This window comes from Sphingomonas citri, from assembly GCF_019429485.1.
Lineage (GTDB): Bacteria > Pseudomonadota > Alphaproteobacteria > Sphingomonadales > Sphingomonadaceae > Sphingomonas > Sphingomonas citri.
This window is the reverse complement of the sequence record NZ_JAHXZN010000001.1, coordinates 743,538-757,898: the sequence shown is the minus strand read 5'-3', so window position 1 is coordinate 757,898 and position 14,361 is coordinate 743,538. Positions and strand designations below refer to the sequence as shown.

Sequence of the window (14,361 nt, the reverse complement as noted above, 5' to 3'; positions counted from 1 at the left end):
TCGGCGGGATACAATCGCCGCCCCGGCGATTTGACCTAGGGCAGTTTGATGTTCGGCGCCGTCATGCCTATGTACGACGTTGAGTTTTCGCAGACCAGCCGTCTGGAGTTGCCGTGTTCTACGTAGTCCTGCTCGCCATGGTCGCCGGCTTTCTCGCCCTGCGGCTCTACTCGGTTCTCGGCAAGCGCTCGGGCCACGAGCAGCCGCTGCCCAAGCCGGCGGAGGAGCGAGTCGGCGCGACGGCGCTGCCGCGCACCGTGGACGTCACGCCAGAGGTGCGCGAGCCGGTGATGCGGCCGTTCGACAGCGGCACCGAGCCGGGCCTGCGCGCGCTCGTCGCCGCCGAGCCGCAGTTCGATGTCAACCGCTTCATCGAGGGCGCGAAGTCGGCCTATCGCATGATCCTGGAGGCTTATTGGCGCGGTGACGTGGAGGCGTTGCGCGGGCTCGTCGCGCCCGACGTGCTCGCCGCCTTCCAGGAGGCGATCGAGGCGCGTCAGGCGGCCGGGCACGTGCTCGACAACCGCCTGATCTCGATCGAGCGCGCCAGCATCGCCTCCGCCTCGGTCGGCGGCGGTGAGGCCCGTGTGACGGTACGCTTCGACGCCGACATCGCCGCGGTTACCCGCGACGGCGATGGGCAGGTTGTCGCCGGCTCGACCAGCGACGCGGTCGAGACTCACGACGTGTGGACGTTCGTGCGCCAGGTGAAGACCGCTGACCCGAACTGGATCCTCGCGGACACCGACGAGGCGTGAGGACGCCGCGGGTCACGGTGCGATAGGGAAAGAAGCGGGATGCGGATGAGGGGGGCGCTCGCGGTGGCGAGCGCGATGGCGGTCGCGGCGTGCGTCGGACCCGGCGAGCGACCAACACCGCCACGTAGCAGCGCGAGCCGCCCGGTCGCTGCTCCGACGAAATCCCGCCCCGAGCGCGTGCCGGCGCGAACCTCCTACCCGCTGGATCGCCCGGCGCGACAGCCGGTCGCATCTACCCCACTCGCGCCGGTGCCGGGTATCACCGTACCAGGAGCGGTCAGCGCGTCGGCCAACGGCATCGTGCGAGGACCCGCGATCAGCACGCTCCCGCTCGAGGGCGAGCAGGCCAGCGCCGCGCTCGCCGCCTTCCGGCTGAGCTGCCCCAGCCTAGTCCGCCGCACCGACGCGAGCGGGCTGACGCTCGGCGCCGACTGGCAGGCGGCCTGCGCCGCGGCGTCGACTACCGCCGAGCGCGACGCCGCCTCGTTCTTCCAGCGTTGGTTCGAGGCGGTGCAGGTCGGTGACGGCCGCGCCTTCGCCACCGGTTATTACATCCCCGAGATCGCGGGCGCGCGCGAGCCGCGGCCCGGCTACGCGCCGATCTACGCGCGCCCCACTGACCTGATCGACGTCGACCTCGGCAGCTTCGTCGACACGCTCGCGGGCAAGAAGATCCGTGGACGGGTCGAGGGCAGCCGGCTGGTGCCCTATTACGACCGCACCGCGATCGAGCTGGGCGCGCTGGAGGGGCGCGCGCGCGTGCTCGGCTATGCCGTCGACCCAGTCGAGCTGTTCTTCCTCCAGGTGCAGGGCTCGGGGCTGGTGCGGATGCGCGGCGGCGAGGTGCTGCGCATCGGCTATGAGACGCAGAACGGCCGCGAATACACCGGCATCGGCGCACTGATGAAGAGCCGCGGGCTGCTTGGGCCGGGGCAGTCGTCGATGCAGGGGATCGTCGCCTGGCTCCACGCTCATCCCGAGGAAGGACGCGCGATCATGCGCGAGAACAAGAGCTACGTTTTCTTCCGTGAGCTCGACGGGCCGCCGCTCGGCGCGCTGGGGCTGCCCGTCACCGGCGGCGTCACCGTAGCCGCCGACCCGCGCTTCGTGCCGCTGGGCGCGCCGATCTTCCTCTCGATGGACCGGACCGACGCCAACGGCGTGTGGATCGCGCAGGACACCGGCGGCGCGATCAAGGGCGCCAATCGTGTAGACACCTTCTGGGGCGCGGGTGAGGGGGCGCGCGCCACCGCGGGCGGGATGAGCGCGCGCGGTACCGCTTTCCTGCTGCTGCCGGTCGGCAGCTACGACCGCTGGGTAGCGCGCCGCGCCGCGGGAGGCGTGGGTGGCGGGACGACGCCTCGGCGCTGACGAGGAAGCGCTGTGGGCGCTCGTGCGCGCCACGGTGCGCGCGCTGCCAGGACGACGCGCCGAGTCGGTCGCCGCGGCGCCGCCGCTGCCCGAGCCGGCCGCGCCGGCACGGTCGACCGCGGCGACTCCCGTCAGTGCGCCGGTGCGGCCAGCGCCACGCGGCCCCGGCGAGACGCTCGACCGCGGCTGGGACCGACGGCTCGCCACCGGCCATGTCGCACCCGAGCGGACGATCGACCTGCACGGTCACACGCTCGCCTCGGCGCACAGCGCGCTCGACTTTGGCTTGGGCGCGGCGATCGCGCGCGGGGAGCGGGTCGTGCTGCTCGTCACGGGCAAGCCGCCGCGACCGGAGAGCCAGCGCCCGCACGCGCGCGGCGCGATCCGCGCTTCGGTGCTCGACTGGCTCCAGCTCTCCCGCCACGCCGGCGCGATCGCCGCGGTCCGCAACGCGCACCCGCGGCACGGCGGCGCGGGTGCGCTGTACGTGATCCTGCGGCGCAAACGGTGATCGAAGCTTTCCTCCCTCGCCCATTCCTCCCTCCGTCCCCCCGGAATTGGTCCGGGGTCTACTGCTGGGCTTGATCCGCAGCCTTCGGCGGCGTGGGGCAGTGGATCCCGGAACAGGTCCGGGATGACGATGGTGATGGGAGCGGGGGGCGCGAACCTCATACGCGACCCTCTACCCGCCAAAGTGGCGTCTCACCCCGCGAACGCGCGCTCGATTACCCGCTCATAGATGGCGGTGAGCTGCGCCAGATCCTCCAGCCCGACCGCCTCGTCCGCCTTGTGCATCGTCGCGTTGAGCAGTCCGAACTCCACCACCGGGCATAATGCCCGCAGGAAGCGCGCATCCGACGTGCCGCCCGTGGTCGACAGCTCGGCCGTCCGCCCGGTCACCTCGAGGATCGCCGCCGACACCAGCGCTGAGAGCGCGCCCGGTTCGGTCAGGAAGGCTTCCCCCGACACGCGCGCCGTCACTTGCGCGGCAGGGGCGTGCGCGCGCACGATCGCCTCGACTCGCGCCGCCAGTTCGGCGCCGCGATGCAGGTCGTTGAAGCGGATGCTCAGCCGCGCGCTGGCGTGCGCGGGGATGACGTTGGTCGCGGGATTGCCGACGGTGACGTCGGTGATCTCGAGGTTGGAGGGCTGGAACCAGTCGCTACCCGTGTCGAGCACCAGCGCGTCCAGCTCGACCAATGCCGCCACCAGCGGTGGGATCGGATTGTCGGCGAGGTGCGGGTAGGCGACGTGCCCCTGACGCCCCGGCACGTCGATCCAGATGTTGACCGAGCCGCGCCGCCCGATCTTGACCATGTCCCCCAGTGCCGCGACCGAGGTGGGCTCGCCGACCAGACACAGGTCGGGGAGCAGGCCGCGCGCGCGCATGCGGTCGATCAGCGCGACGGTGCCGTAGGTCGCCGGCCCTTCCTCGTCGCCGGTGATGATCAGCGTCAACTGCCCGGCCGTGGCCGGCACGCGCGCCGCGGCGGCGACGAAGGCGGCCACCGCCCCCTTCATGTCGACCGCGCCGCGCCCGCGCAGCAGTCCGTCGGCGATCACGGGCTCGAACGCGCCCGCGCTCCAGCCCGGCCCGGGCGGCACGACGTCGACGTGGCCGGCGAAGGCGAGGTGACGTCCGCTGCCGCGGGTCGCGAGCAGGTTCTCGACCGGCCCGTCGGGCGCCTCACCCGCGACGAAGCGCTCGACCGCGAAGCCGAGCGGCCACAACGCCGCCTCGAGCACGTCGAACACCGCGCCGCGCGCCGGCGTCACGCTCTCGGCAGCGATCAGCGCGCTCGCGAGTTGAACCACGTCGATCACGCGAGGAGTCCCTTATGCCCAAGGTCGATGTCGAGCGCCTGCCGTCGCACGAGGGCAGCGACTATCCCGAGCCGTTCGCGGCGGCGGCGTCCGATCGCAGGGTGCGCGTGCTGTCCGAAGTGATGGGGCTGGGCGACTTCGTCGCCACGCACGTCACCGTGCCGCCGGGCGGCTGGTCGTCGCAGCGCCACTGGCACGAGGGCGAGGACGAGGTGGTGGTCGTGCTCAGCGGCGAGGCGGTGCTGGTCGACGACACCGGTCGTCACCCCATGCGCGCCGGCGACGTCGCCACCTTCCGCAAGGGGGAGGCGAACGCGCACCATCTCCGCAACGACAGCGACTCGCCCTGCGTGCTGTTCGCGGTGAGCCTGCCCGAGGCGTCGACGGTCCATTATCCCGATATCGCGATGCGCTGGCATCCGCGGCACGGCTACGAGGCCGAGTCGGCTCCCGATGACGAGGGGACGCACTAGGCGACCGGCTGTTCGAACTTCTCGATAACCCACTCTTCCTCCTGCGCGCCGGCGATCCAGTCCTGGAGGAAGGGATGGCGCAGCACCGCGCCGATATAAGCGGCGGCGAAGCGGGGGGCGGGGAGCGAGTAAGTGACGATGCGTGTGCACACCGGCGCGAACATGATGTCGGCTGCGCCGAACGCGCCGAACAGGAAGTCGCCCTCGCCGGCCCCACCGAAGCGCGCGCGCGCCTGCGCCCAGAGCTCGAAGATTCGCGTGAGGTCGGCGGCGACGTCGTCGTCGATCGGGCCTGGCGCGTAGATCTGGCGCACGTTCATGCCGTGCTTGCGACGCAACGCCGCGAAGCTGGAGTGCATCTCCGCCGCCATCGATCTGGCCATCGCGCGCGCCGCCTCGTCCTCGGGCCAGAAGCGCGCACGCCCGACCTTGTCGGCGAGATAGTCGACGATGGCGAGACTGTCCCACACCACCGCCTCGCCGTCCCAGAGGATCGGCACCTTGCCCGAGGAGGGGGCGAACTCGTCGCCCTCGCGGCGCTTGTCCCACGCCTCGTCGTAGAGCGGCACCACCACTTCCTCGAAGGCGAGCCCCGACTGGCGGCAGGCGAGCCAGCCGCGCAGCGACCACGAGGAATAGGCCTTGTTGCCGATGATCAGCTTCATCCCCGCTGGTTAGGCGCGCAGGACAAGGAGGGCAATCGCGCGTGTCGTCCTGCCGGGCGTGTCCACGCAGTTAACCGCGCTCGTAGAGCCTGCGGCAGCGATGGCCGTCGTAGCGTCACCGTCGGCCAATTCCGGCCGAAGGGTAACGTCGATGACCTTGGACCCGCTCGCCACGCCGCTTCGCACCGCCGACCTCTCGGCGCGCGCTCCCGTCTTCGTCGAGGCGCCGCGGCTGGTATTCGGCTCGCCCGTCGCCGCGCCGAGCCGCTCCGAACTGCTGCGGCGCCAGATCGCCGCGGCGCTGGAACGCGCGCGGGCGCACTGACGCGGTTGAGCAAAGGTGGCGCGTGCGCGGATGTCACGTAGACGCGAACGACAGCAATTGGTGGCGGGAACCGAAAACGGACGTCCTGCTGCGGCTGAGCGCGAGCCGCCGCGCCCCTTCTCCGGTCATCCCCGCGAAGGCGGGGATCCAGACGCGCGGACGTCTCGCCTCTAACGCAAAGGTCAGCGTGTCTGGATTTTCTGCCTTCGCGCAGAGGACTTGAGAAGGATGATCGGAAGCGTCGACTACGCCCGCCCCGCGCACCGCGCGCCTAAACCCTGTCGTCCGTCCCGACCCAGTGCCGCGGCCTAGCCGATCGACTCGATCACCGCCGCGCGCAGCTCGGCGATCCCCATCCCGGTCTCGCTCGACGTCCGCAGGATCTGTGGGTGCGCCGCCGGGCGTTTGCGTGCCTCCTCCTCGGTACGCGCCAGCACCTCGGCGAGGTCGGTCGCCTTCACCTTGTCCGCCTTGGTCAGCACCAGGCGGTAGCTTACCGCGGCCTTGTCGAGCATCGCGAGCACCTCGCGGTCGACCTCCTTGATGCCGTGGCGGCTGTCGATCAGCACCAGCGCGCGCTTGAGCGCCTGGCGCCCGCGCAGATAGTCGTTCACCAGGAAGCGCCATTTCTTGACGACGTCCTTGGGCGCCTTGGCGAAGCCGTAGCCCGGCATGTCGACCAGCCGGAAGACCGCCGGCTCGCCGACGTCGAAGAAGTTCAGCTCCTGCGTGCGCCCCGGCGTGACCGAGGTGCGCGCCAGTGCCTTGCGGCCGACCAACGCGTTGAGCAGCGACGATTTGCCGACGTTCGAGCGCCCGGCGAACGCCACCTCGGGCATCTCCGCCGGCGGCAGATATTCGAGCGCGGGCGCCGACTTCAGGAACTCTACCGGACCGGCGAAGCGCTTGCGCGCCGCCTCGATCAGCTCCTCGTCGAAGGCGGCGTCGTCCTCGCTCACTTGGCCGGCGCCTGCTTGAGCTGCGGATGCCGGCTGTAGAGCCACTTCTGCTGTGCGATGGAGATGCAGTTGGTGGTGATCCAATAGATCTGCAGCCCGACCGCGAACGGTGCCATCACGAACATCAGCACCCATGGCAGGATCGCGAACACCTGCTTCTGCGCGTCGTCCATCGGCGCCGGGTTGAGCCGAAACTGGAAGAACATCGAGATGCCCAGCAGCACCGGCACCACGCCGATGGCGAGGAAATGCGGCAAAGTGATCGGAATGTAGCCGAACAGGTTGAGGATAGTCGCCGGATCGGGCGCGGACAGGTCCTTGATCCACAGCGCGAACGGCTGGTGCCGCATCTCGATCGTCAGCAGCAGCGCCTTGTACAGCGCGTAGAAGATCGGGATCTGGATGAAGGTCGGCAGACAGCCCGCCAGCGGGTTGACCTTCTCCGCCTTGTACAGCGCCATGATCTCCTGCTGCTGGCGCGGCTTGTCGTCCTTGTAGCGCTCCTGGATCGCCTTCATCTTGGGCTGGAGTGCGCGCATCGCCGCCATGCTGGCGAACTGGCGCTGCGCGATCGGGAAAACGAGCAGCCGGATCGTCAGCGTCAGGATGATGATCGCGACGCCGAAATTGCCGATCAGGCGGAACAGCAGGTCGAGATAATAGAAGATCGGCTTCTCGACGAGGCGGAACCAGCCCCAGTCGATCGCATAGTCGAGCTTCGTCACCGCGCCGGTGTCGGTGTAGCGGTCGAGCAGCTTCACTTCCTTCGCGCCGGCGAACAGCTTGGCGGTCTGGCTCAGCTGGCGGCCGGGCGGCAGCAGCTGCGGCGCGGTGGTGAAGTCGGCCTGGTAGCTCTGGTTCGGACCGGCGCGGAACTGGCCGTCGAAGGCGCGGCCCTGGTCGGGCACCATCGCGGCGAGCCAGTACTTATCGGTGAAGCCGAGCCAGCCGCCGTTGCTGGTGAAGCGCGCCGGCCCCGAGGCGAGGTCCTTGAAGTTGGGATTATAATGCGCCGCGCCGTTGTTGACCGACATCGGTCCGGTGTGGATCGTCCAGCTGTCCGGGTCCTTGGACACGCCGATGCGGTTGACAAGACCATAGGCCGCGACCGGCACCGCGCCGCGGCCCGCGTTGGCGACGGTCTGCTTGACGGTGAACAGATAGTCGTTGTCGACTGCCAGCTCGATCGCGAAGCGCTGGCCCTGTGCGTTGCTGGCGGTGAGCGTCACCGGCGTGCCCGGGGTGAGCACCGGCGCGGAGGCGGTCCACACAGCGTCGGCAGCGGGCGGGCGCAGCCCCTCGTCGCGCCAGCCGAAGGCGGCGAAATAGGCGTCCTGCGTGCCTGCGGGCGAGAACAGGCGGATCGGAGGCGAGTCCTTGGCGACCGTCTCGTTGTAGCGGGTCAGCACGAGATCATCGATCCGCGCGCCCTTGAGGTTGATCGAGCCCTTGAGCGCGGGCGTCTCGATCCGGATGCGTGGGCTCTCGGCCAGCACCTGCGCACGGTCGCGCAGTGCGGCGGGCGAGTCGGCGGTCGGATCGGCGTTCGGCTGCGGCAGCGCGCGCGACTTGCCCTGCTCGACCTTGGTCGCGGGCGGGTTCGCCGTCGGGAAGAAGCGGTTCTGCACCAGCGGCCATCCGAATAGGATGAGCGCGGCGATCACCGCGAACAGCACGAAGTTCTTGCTCTCGTCCTTCACAGGCGTCCCAAGCTTTCCTTATGGCACCGGATCATGGCCGTGCCCGCCCCAGGGATGGCAGCGCGCGATCCGCCGCACCGCCAGCCACCCGCCCTTGACCGCGCCATAGCGGCCAAGCGCCTCGATTGCATAGGCGGAACATGATGGTTGGAAGCGGCACGAGGGCGGCAGCACCAGCGACGGCCCCAGCTGCCAGGCGCGCGCGACCCAGATCAGCGCGCGCGCGATCACTTGCGTGTCTTCGCCAGCGCGCGGGTGAGGTCGGCGCCGAGCTGCGCCCAGTCGCGGTCCTTCGCGGCCAGCCGGCCGATCAGCACATGGTCGGCGCCTGCCGTCCCGTGGCTCGGCAGGACCTCCCGCGCCAGCGCGCGGAAGCGCCGCTTGATGCGGTTGCGCACCACGGCATTGCCGACCTTCTTGGTGACGGTGATGCCGAGCCGCATGCTGGAGTCGCCGTCGTCGCGCGCCTTCACCAGCAACACGAAGCCGGGCATCGGTGCGCGACGCCCGGCATTGGCGGCCAGATAGTCCGACCGCTTTGTCATCCGGCCCACAGCCATTCTTGGCTCCGGGCCGGCGGAGCGCTCGATTACGCCGACAGCTTCTTGCGGCCGCGCGCGCGACGCGCCCGGATCACCGACCGGCCGCCGACCGTGGCCATCCGCGCGCGGAAGCCGTGACGGCGGGCGCGCACCAGATTGCTCGGCTGAAAGGTCCGCTTCATGTGTCATTTCCCGAATTCGAATGGCAAAGGGCCGCCACGCGGACGGCCCGAACGATCCGGGCCGCTAAGCGAACGGCGCGCGAAAGTCAACGCGCGCAGGGCCGGGCGGCGCGATCGGCCACGCCGGGTCAGCAGGGGAGGGTGCGTCACGTTGACAAGCCGGAGCCGGGCGCGGTCTGCCTCGGCTTCATGGTCGCGATCGTCTCCACGCTGGCGTATCTGGGGCTCGAGGCGCGCGCCGTCGAGGTGCAGGTGCAGCTCATCCCCGGGCTACCCGCCTTCAACCTCGTCGGTCTCGCCGACAAAGCGGTGGGCGAGAGCCGCGAGCGCGTGCGCGGCGCGATCGCTGCGATGGGCCTGTCGCTCCCGCCCAAGCGCATCGCGGTCAATCTCTCGCCCGCCGATCTCCCCAAGGAGGGCTCGCACTTCGACCTGCCGATCGCGCTGGCGCTGCTGGCCGCGATGGGGCTGGTCGATGCCGCGCCGCTTGAGCGCTACGTCGTCGTCGGCGAGCTCGGGCTCGACGGGCGGCTGGCGCCGTCGCCGGGCGTGCTGCTCGCCGCGCTTCACGCCGCCGCCGCCGGCAGGGGGCTGATCTGCCCCGCCGCGCAGGGCAGCGAGGCGGCCTGGGCCGGCCAGGTGGAGGTGATCGCCGCGCCCGATCTCATCGCGCTGCTCAACCATCTCAAGGGCCGCCAGCTGCTCGCCGCGCCGCGCCCGGGCGACGTGATCGAGCGACGCGACGGCCCCGATCTTCGCCAGGTGCGAGGGCAGGAGAGTGCCAAGCGCGCGCTCGAGGTCGCCGCGGCGGGTGCGCATAACCTGCTGTTCGTCGGCCCGCCCGGCGCGGGCAAGTCGCTCATGGCGGCGTGCCTGCCCGGCATCCTGCCCCCGCTCGACTCGGCCGAGGCGCTCGAGGTGTCGATGGTCCAGTCGGTCGCAGGGGCGCTCGCAGGCGGCGCGTTGACGCGCGTGCGCCCGTTCCGCGCCCCGCATCATTCGGCGAGCATCGCGGCGCTGACCGGTGGCGGGCTACGCGTGCGACCCGGCGAGGTGAGCCTGGCGCACAACGGCGTGCTGTTCCTCGACGAGCTGCCCGAGTTCCAGCGCGCAGTGCTCGACTCGCTGCGCCAGCCGCTCGAGAGCGGCACCGTCAGCATAGCCCGCGCCAACGCGCACGTGACCTATCCCGCGCGGGTGCAGCTGGTGGCGGCGATGAATCCGTGTCGCTGCGGCCATCTCGGCGACCCCGCGCTGTCGTGCGGACGCGCTCCGCGCTGCGGCCTCGACTATCAGGCGCGCGTCTCGGGCCCGCTGCTCGATCGGATCGACCTGCACGTCGAGGTCGCCGCGCTGACCGCGCTCGAGCTGGCGCTGCCGCCCGCGGCGGAGGGCTCGGCCGACGTAGGCGCGCGGGTCGCCGCCGCGCGCGAGGTGCAACGCGAGCGGCTCGCGGGCACGGGGCTGCGCACCAACGCCGAGCTCGACGGCGACCTGCTCGATCGCTTCGCGACGCCCGACGATGCCGGACGCGCGCTGCTGGTGGAGGCCGCGACGACGCTGCGGCTGTCCGCGCGCGGCTATACCCGCGTGCTGCGGACAAGCCGCACGATCGCCGATCTGGCCGGCTCCGAGACGGTCCGCCGTTCGCATCTCGCCGAGGCGCTGAGCTACCGGCGGCGTGCGGCGGTGGGATAACCGCATCGGAGCAAGTTCACGTTGCCAACCGTGCGACGGAAGAGGAAAGTCCCGGGCTACGATGCTGGGAGCTCACCTGGGATGATGCTCGTCGCGCTGCTCGCCGCTTACACGCAGGTTCCACCTCCACCTAATTATCCGTATCGCGAGGTGCAACGGCAGCTGCTGAGCTGGAGCGCCGGCGAGGTCCGCTGCGACGGTGTCTTGGTCACCGTCACCGGTTTGCGCCAACCGTCCGTCGAACTGTTGTGGGGCGCGGGGCAGACTCGCGCCTCTGCGACGCTGGAGTTCGCGCTCGACCCGACCGGCCGCCCGACTTCGATCCGACCCGAAGCGAAGGAGGTTGCGCCGAGCGCGGACCTCGCACCCGCGCTGGCCGCCTCTCGCTTCGCCCCGGGCGCAACGCGGACGAACTGCGCGATCACCTACACGCCGAGGATCGCTCCGCTCGCCGAGGCGGCGGTCGCCGACCTCATCGCCTACACGCTCGCGCCCGACAATGGCACGATGCCGCAGGAGGGTTGGGATCGCGTGCGACTCGCGGGCACGTGTCTCGATCTGCCGCGACCCCAGGCGCTTCTCCGCGCCCTACCAGACTTCCATCACATCAAAGCCACTCCGGGTGCGCGCGATTGGACGATGGTCCGGTACGACACCGACGCGCGTGGGCGGCCGCGTGGCACGCAGGTGATCCAAGGCACCGGCAACCCCGCACTCGACGCCGCCGCGATGAGCGCGACGCGCGCCAGCCGCTTCACCGGGGGTGCGCGCACCGGCTGCCAATATCCGTACTGGCTCCGCCCCGCCAAGCTCGTCGCGCCCGAGCTTACTGAGGCGGCGCGCGCCGCCGAGGATGGCCCTGACTGTCCCGCCCGGCCGAATTTCCTGACGCCGCCGCGGCTCACCTTTCCCGAGCCCTACCGTCGTCGAATGATCGAGGGCTGGGCGGTGATCCGTTACGATGTCGCACCCTGGGGCGAGATCGGACACCTCAGCGTGATCGCGGCCGAGCCGACTGCCGACTTCGGCAGTCAGGCCATTATGGTGATGCAATCCGCCACGCTGCCTACCTCCGACCGCGGCCGCAGCGGCTGTGTCGATCGCGTGCGTTTCGTGATGGGACCGGACGATATGCCCGACCCGTCGGGGTCGCCGCGACCGAGCTACTGACGCCCCTCACACGTCGCCGAATCGCTCTACCGGCCGCGCCGGGCCGCCGCCCGCCGGCGCGCGCGCCGATTCGACCGCGACCGGCTCGGGTGGGTCGAAGCCGCCCTCCCACTTCGCGATCACCGCGCTCGCCACCGCATTGCCGATCACGTTGGTGGCGGTGCGACCCATGTCGAGGAAATGGTCGATCGCGAGGATCAGCAGCAGTCCCGCCTCGGGCAGGTGGAACATCGGCAGCGTCGCCGCGATCACCACCAGGCTCGCACGGGGCACCCCCGCGATGCCCTTGCTCGTCACCATCAGCACCAGCAGCATCGTCACCATCTGCCCCAGCGACATGTCGATGCCGTACGCCTGAGCGATGAACAGCGACGCGAAGGTCATGTAGATCATCGAGCCATCGAGGTTGAACGAATAGCCCAGCGGCAGCACGAAGCTGGCGATCCGCGGCGGCACGCCGAAGCGGTCGAGTGCCTCAAGCATGCGCGGATAGGCTGCCTCCGACGAGGCGGTGGAGAAGGCCACCAGCAGCGGCTCGCGCACGTGGCGGATCAGCGCCCCGATGCGCGGTCCCAGGAAGAGGAAGCCGATCCCCAGCAGCGCCGCCCACAGCACCAGCAGCGTGAGATAGAAGCTGCCCATGAAGTAGGCGAGCTGCCCGATCACGTCGGGCCCGCGTTCGGTCAGCGTGCCGGCGACGGCGGCGAACACCGCCAGCGGCGCGACGCGCATGACATAGTCGGTCACCTGCAGCATGACATGGACCAGCGCGTCGATCGCGCGCACCAAGGGCGCCGCCTTCTCGCCCACCGCGGTGATCGCGACGCCGACGAACACGGACATCACGACGATCTGCAGGATCTCGTTCTTCGCCATCGCGTCGACCATCGAGGACGGCACGATATGGGTGAAGAAGTCCTTGAGGTTGAATGCCGCGGTCTCGAGCCCGCTGGTCCCGCCCGCGGCCGGCAGCGCGAGCCCGACGCCGACGCCGGGCTGGAGCAGGTTGACCATGATCAGCCCGAGCGTGAGCGACAATAGGCTGGCCGAGAGGAACCAGGCGAGGCTGCGCGCGCCGATCCGGCCTAGCGCGCGCGTGTCGCCCATCTGCGCGATCCCCGACACCAGCGTCGCGAACACCAGAGGCGCGATGATCATCTTGATCAGCCGTAGGAAAAGCGTGGTGACGATCGAGAAATAACCGGCGACCTCGGTGGCGCGTGTCGCCCCCGCGGGCGTGCCGTCGTCGAGCCACACGTTGAGCACGAGGCCCAGCACGAGGCCGAGCGCGAGCCCGACGAGGATGTAGAGGGTCAGCCGTTTGGCCATTCGTCGCTCCGGTTGATGCGCGCGCGAGGGAAGGGGATTGCGAGCACTCGGTCAAGCGCCCTACTGCCGGCGCATGACGACGCGAAGCCCTTATCGCCCCGCCCGCCGCGACGTGCTGACGGGCGGTGCCGCGCTGCTCGCCGGAGTCGGAGCGGTGCCGGCTGACGCGGCCGCCGCGGTGGTACGCGCCGCCGCGCCCGACCTCGCCGCGCTGCGTGACCTCACCGCCGACGCGCGCCCGATCGACGCCGCCGAGCGCGCCTCGCGGCTGGAGCGGGCGCAGGCGCTGATGCGCGCGCTCGGTATCGGCGCGGTGCTGATCGAGCCGGGATCGAGCCTGATCTACTTCAGCGGCGTGCGCTGGGGGCGCAGCGAGCGGCTCACCGCCGCGATCCTGCCGGTCGAGGGCGAGCCGTGTGTCGTCACGCCCTTCTTCGAGGAACCGTCGGTACGCCAGACGCTGGCGGTGCCGGCCGAGGTACGGGTGTGGCAGGAAGACCAAGACCCGCTCGCGACGGTCGCCGGCTTCCTGCGCGACCGCGGGCTGGCGGCACGCCCGATCGGCGTCGAGGAGAGCGTGCGCTACTTCGTCTATGCCGGTGTCGCGCGCAACCTGCCGGGGGCGCGGCTGGTCAGTGCCAACCCGGTCGTGCGCGGCTGCCGGATGATCAAGACCGCCGGCGAGATCGCGCTGATGCAGCGCGCCACCAAGGTGACGCTCGCGGCCTATCGCTGGACCTACGCGCGGGTCGAGAAGGGCATGACCGGCCAGCAGATCGGCGCGCTGATGACCGCCGCGACCGAGAAGCTAGGCGGCGAACCCGAGTTCGCCCTGGCGCTGATCGGTCCCGCCGCGGCGCTGCCGCACGGCAGCCGCGAGGTGATCCGGGTGGCCGACGGCCAGGTGGTGCTGATGGACTGCGGCTGCACCGTCCAGGGCTATCAGTCCGACGTGTCACGCACCTGGGTGCACGGCAGCGCCTCGTCCGAGCAGCGGCGGGTGTGGGATCAGGTGAAGGCGGCGCAGGCGCTCGCCTTTCGCACCGCGCGGGTGGGCGTCGCGGCGGGCGCGGTCGACGATGCGGTGCGCGGCTATTACGAGCCGCTCGGCTACGGCCCGGGCTATCGCCTGCCCGGCCTCTCGCATCGCACCGGACACGGCATCGGCATGGACGGGCACGAGCCGGTCAACCTCGTCCACGGCGAGACCACCCGGCTCGCGCCCGGCATGTGCTTCTCGGACGAGCCCGGCCTGTACCTGCCCGGCAAGTTCGGCGTGCGGCTGGAGGATTGCTTCCACGTCACCGCGGACGGCCCGCGTTGGTTCAGCGAGCCGCCCGAGTCGATCGAGCGGCCCGTCTGAGG

Annotated in this window: 16 protein-coding genes; 8 read left to right on the top strand and 8 right to left on the bottom strand. The window is 70.7% G+C overall.

What is annotated here, in order from left to right; all coding sequences use genetic code 11:
* Positions 1-113: 113 nt before the first annotated feature.
* From KZ820_RS03710 to KZ820_RS03700, 3 genes are read left to right on the top strand one after another with little or no spacing between them, the layout of a single operon-like run.
* Positions 114-758 (top strand): Tim44/TimA family putative adaptor protein, encoded by a 645-nt coding sequence (locus KZ820_RS03710; protein ID WP_219747304.1) that lies wholly within the window; start codon positions 114-116, stop codon positions 756-758.
* A gap of 39 nt (positions 759-797) precedes the next feature.
* Positions 798-2,129, top strand: coding sequence for a murein transglycosylase A (gene mltA / locus KZ820_RS03705; protein ID WP_219747303.1), 1,332 nt, complete (start codon positions 798-800; stop codon positions 2,127-2,129).
* Positions 2,104-2,640, top strand: coding sequence for a Smr/MutS family protein (locus KZ820_RS03700; RefSeq protein WP_219747302.1), 537 nt, complete (start codon positions 2,104-2,106; stop codon positions 2,638-2,640). The genes mltA and KZ820_RS03700 overlap by 26 nt, the downstream gene beginning before the upstream one ends.
* Before the next feature lie 191 nt (positions 2,641-2,831).
* Here the strand turns inward: KZ820_RS03700 and dapE are convergent, their stop codons facing one another.
* Positions 2,832-3,953, bottom strand: a complete 1,122-nt coding sequence (gene dapE / locus KZ820_RS03695; protein WP_219747301.1) for a succinyl-diaminopimelate desuccinylase — start codon at positions 3,951-3,953, stop codon at positions 2,832-2,834.
* Positions 3,954-3,967: 14 nt separating this feature from the next.
* Between dapE and KZ820_RS03690 the strand changes: the two genes are divergently transcribed.
* Positions 3,968-4,426, top strand: a complete 459-nt coding sequence (locus KZ820_RS03690; protein ID WP_219747300.1) for a cupin domain-containing protein — start codon at positions 3,968-3,970, stop codon at positions 4,424-4,426.
* On the opposite strand, the gene KZ820_RS03685 is transcribed toward KZ820_RS03690, so the two are convergent.
* Entirely contained in the window at positions 4,423-5,091 is a 669-nt protein-coding gene (locus KZ820_RS03685) for a glutathione S-transferase family protein (protein ID WP_219747299.1), read from the bottom strand. The two genes, KZ820_RS03690 and KZ820_RS03685, sit on opposite strands and share 4 nt — an antisense overlap.
* Before the next feature lie 151 nt (positions 5,092-5,242).
* On the opposite strand from KZ820_RS03685, the gene KZ820_RS03680 reads away from it, so the two are divergent.
* Complete coding sequence (locus tag KZ820_RS03680) at positions 5,243-5,416, top strand: hypothetical protein (protein ID WP_219747298.1); 174 nt, start codon at positions 5,243-5,245, stop codon at positions 5,414-5,416.
* 308 nt (positions 5,417-5,724) lie between these two features.
* On the opposite strand, the gene yihA is transcribed toward KZ820_RS03680, so the two are convergent.
* From yihA to rpmH, 5 genes are read right to left on the bottom strand one after another with little or no spacing between them, the layout of a single operon-like run.
* Positions 5,725-6,375 (bottom strand): ribosome biogenesis GTP-binding protein YihA/YsxC, encoded by a 651-nt coding sequence (gene yihA / locus KZ820_RS03675; RefSeq protein ID WP_219747297.1) that lies wholly within the window; start codon positions 6,373-6,375, stop codon positions 5,725-5,727.
* Positions 6,372-8,075: a membrane protein insertase YidC gene (gene yidC, locus KZ820_RS03670; protein WP_219747296.1), complete on the bottom strand. Its 1,704-nt coding sequence runs from the start codon at positions 8,073-8,075 to the stop codon at positions 6,372-6,374. The genes yihA and yidC overlap by 4 nt, the downstream gene beginning before the upstream one ends.
* 18 nt (positions 8,076-8,093) lie before the next feature.
* Positions 8,094-8,306 (bottom strand): membrane protein insertion efficiency factor YidD, encoded by a 213-nt coding sequence (yidD, locus tag KZ820_RS03665; RefSeq protein WP_132910560.1) that lies wholly within the window; start codon positions 8,304-8,306, stop codon positions 8,094-8,096.
* Complete coding sequence (rnpA, locus tag KZ820_RS03660) at positions 8,303-8,620, bottom strand: ribonuclease P protein component (RefSeq protein ID WP_183920887.1); 318 nt, start codon at positions 8,618-8,620, stop codon at positions 8,303-8,305. The genes yidD and rnpA overlap by 4 nt, the downstream gene beginning before the upstream one ends.
* Positions 8,621-8,664: 44 nt before the next feature.
* Positions 8,665-8,799, bottom strand: coding sequence for a 50S ribosomal protein L34 (gene rpmH / locus KZ820_RS03655; protein WP_076743215.1), 135 nt, complete (start codon positions 8,797-8,799; stop codon positions 8,665-8,667).
* Between the two features lie 189 nt (positions 8,800-8,988).
* Here rpmH and KZ820_RS03650 point away from each other — a divergent pair, with 189 nt between their 5' ends.
* Together KZ820_RS03650 and KZ820_RS03645 are read left to right on the top strand one after the other, a co-directional pair.
* Positions 8,989-10,497, top strand: a complete 1,509-nt coding sequence (locus tag KZ820_RS03650; RefSeq protein ID WP_219748082.1) for a YifB family Mg chelatase-like AAA ATPase — start codon at positions 8,989-8,991, stop codon at positions 10,495-10,497.
* An 81-nt stretch (positions 10,498-10,578) separates the two neighbouring features.
* Positions 10,579-11,667 (top strand): energy transducer TonB, encoded by a 1,089-nt coding sequence (locus KZ820_RS03645; protein ID WP_219747295.1) that lies wholly within the window; start codon positions 10,579-10,581, stop codon positions 11,665-11,667.
* A gap of 6 nt (positions 11,668-11,673) precedes the next feature.
* Here the strand turns inward: KZ820_RS03645 and KZ820_RS03640 are convergent, their stop codons facing one another.
* Positions 11,674-12,996 carry a dicarboxylate/amino acid:cation symporter gene (locus tag KZ820_RS03640; RefSeq protein WP_219747294.1) on the bottom strand — a complete coding sequence of 441 codons (1,323 nt, stop codon included), beginning with the start codon at positions 12,994-12,996 and terminating at the stop codon, positions 11,674-11,676.
* Between the two features lie 73 nt (positions 12,997-13,069).
* Here KZ820_RS03640 and KZ820_RS03635 point away from each other — a divergent pair, with 73 nt between their 5' ends.
* Complete coding sequence (locus KZ820_RS03635; protein WP_219747293.1) at positions 13,070-14,359, top strand: M24 family metallopeptidase; 1,290 nt, start codon at positions 13,070-13,072, stop codon at positions 14,357-14,359.
* Positions 14,360-14,361 lie beyond the last annotated feature (2 nt).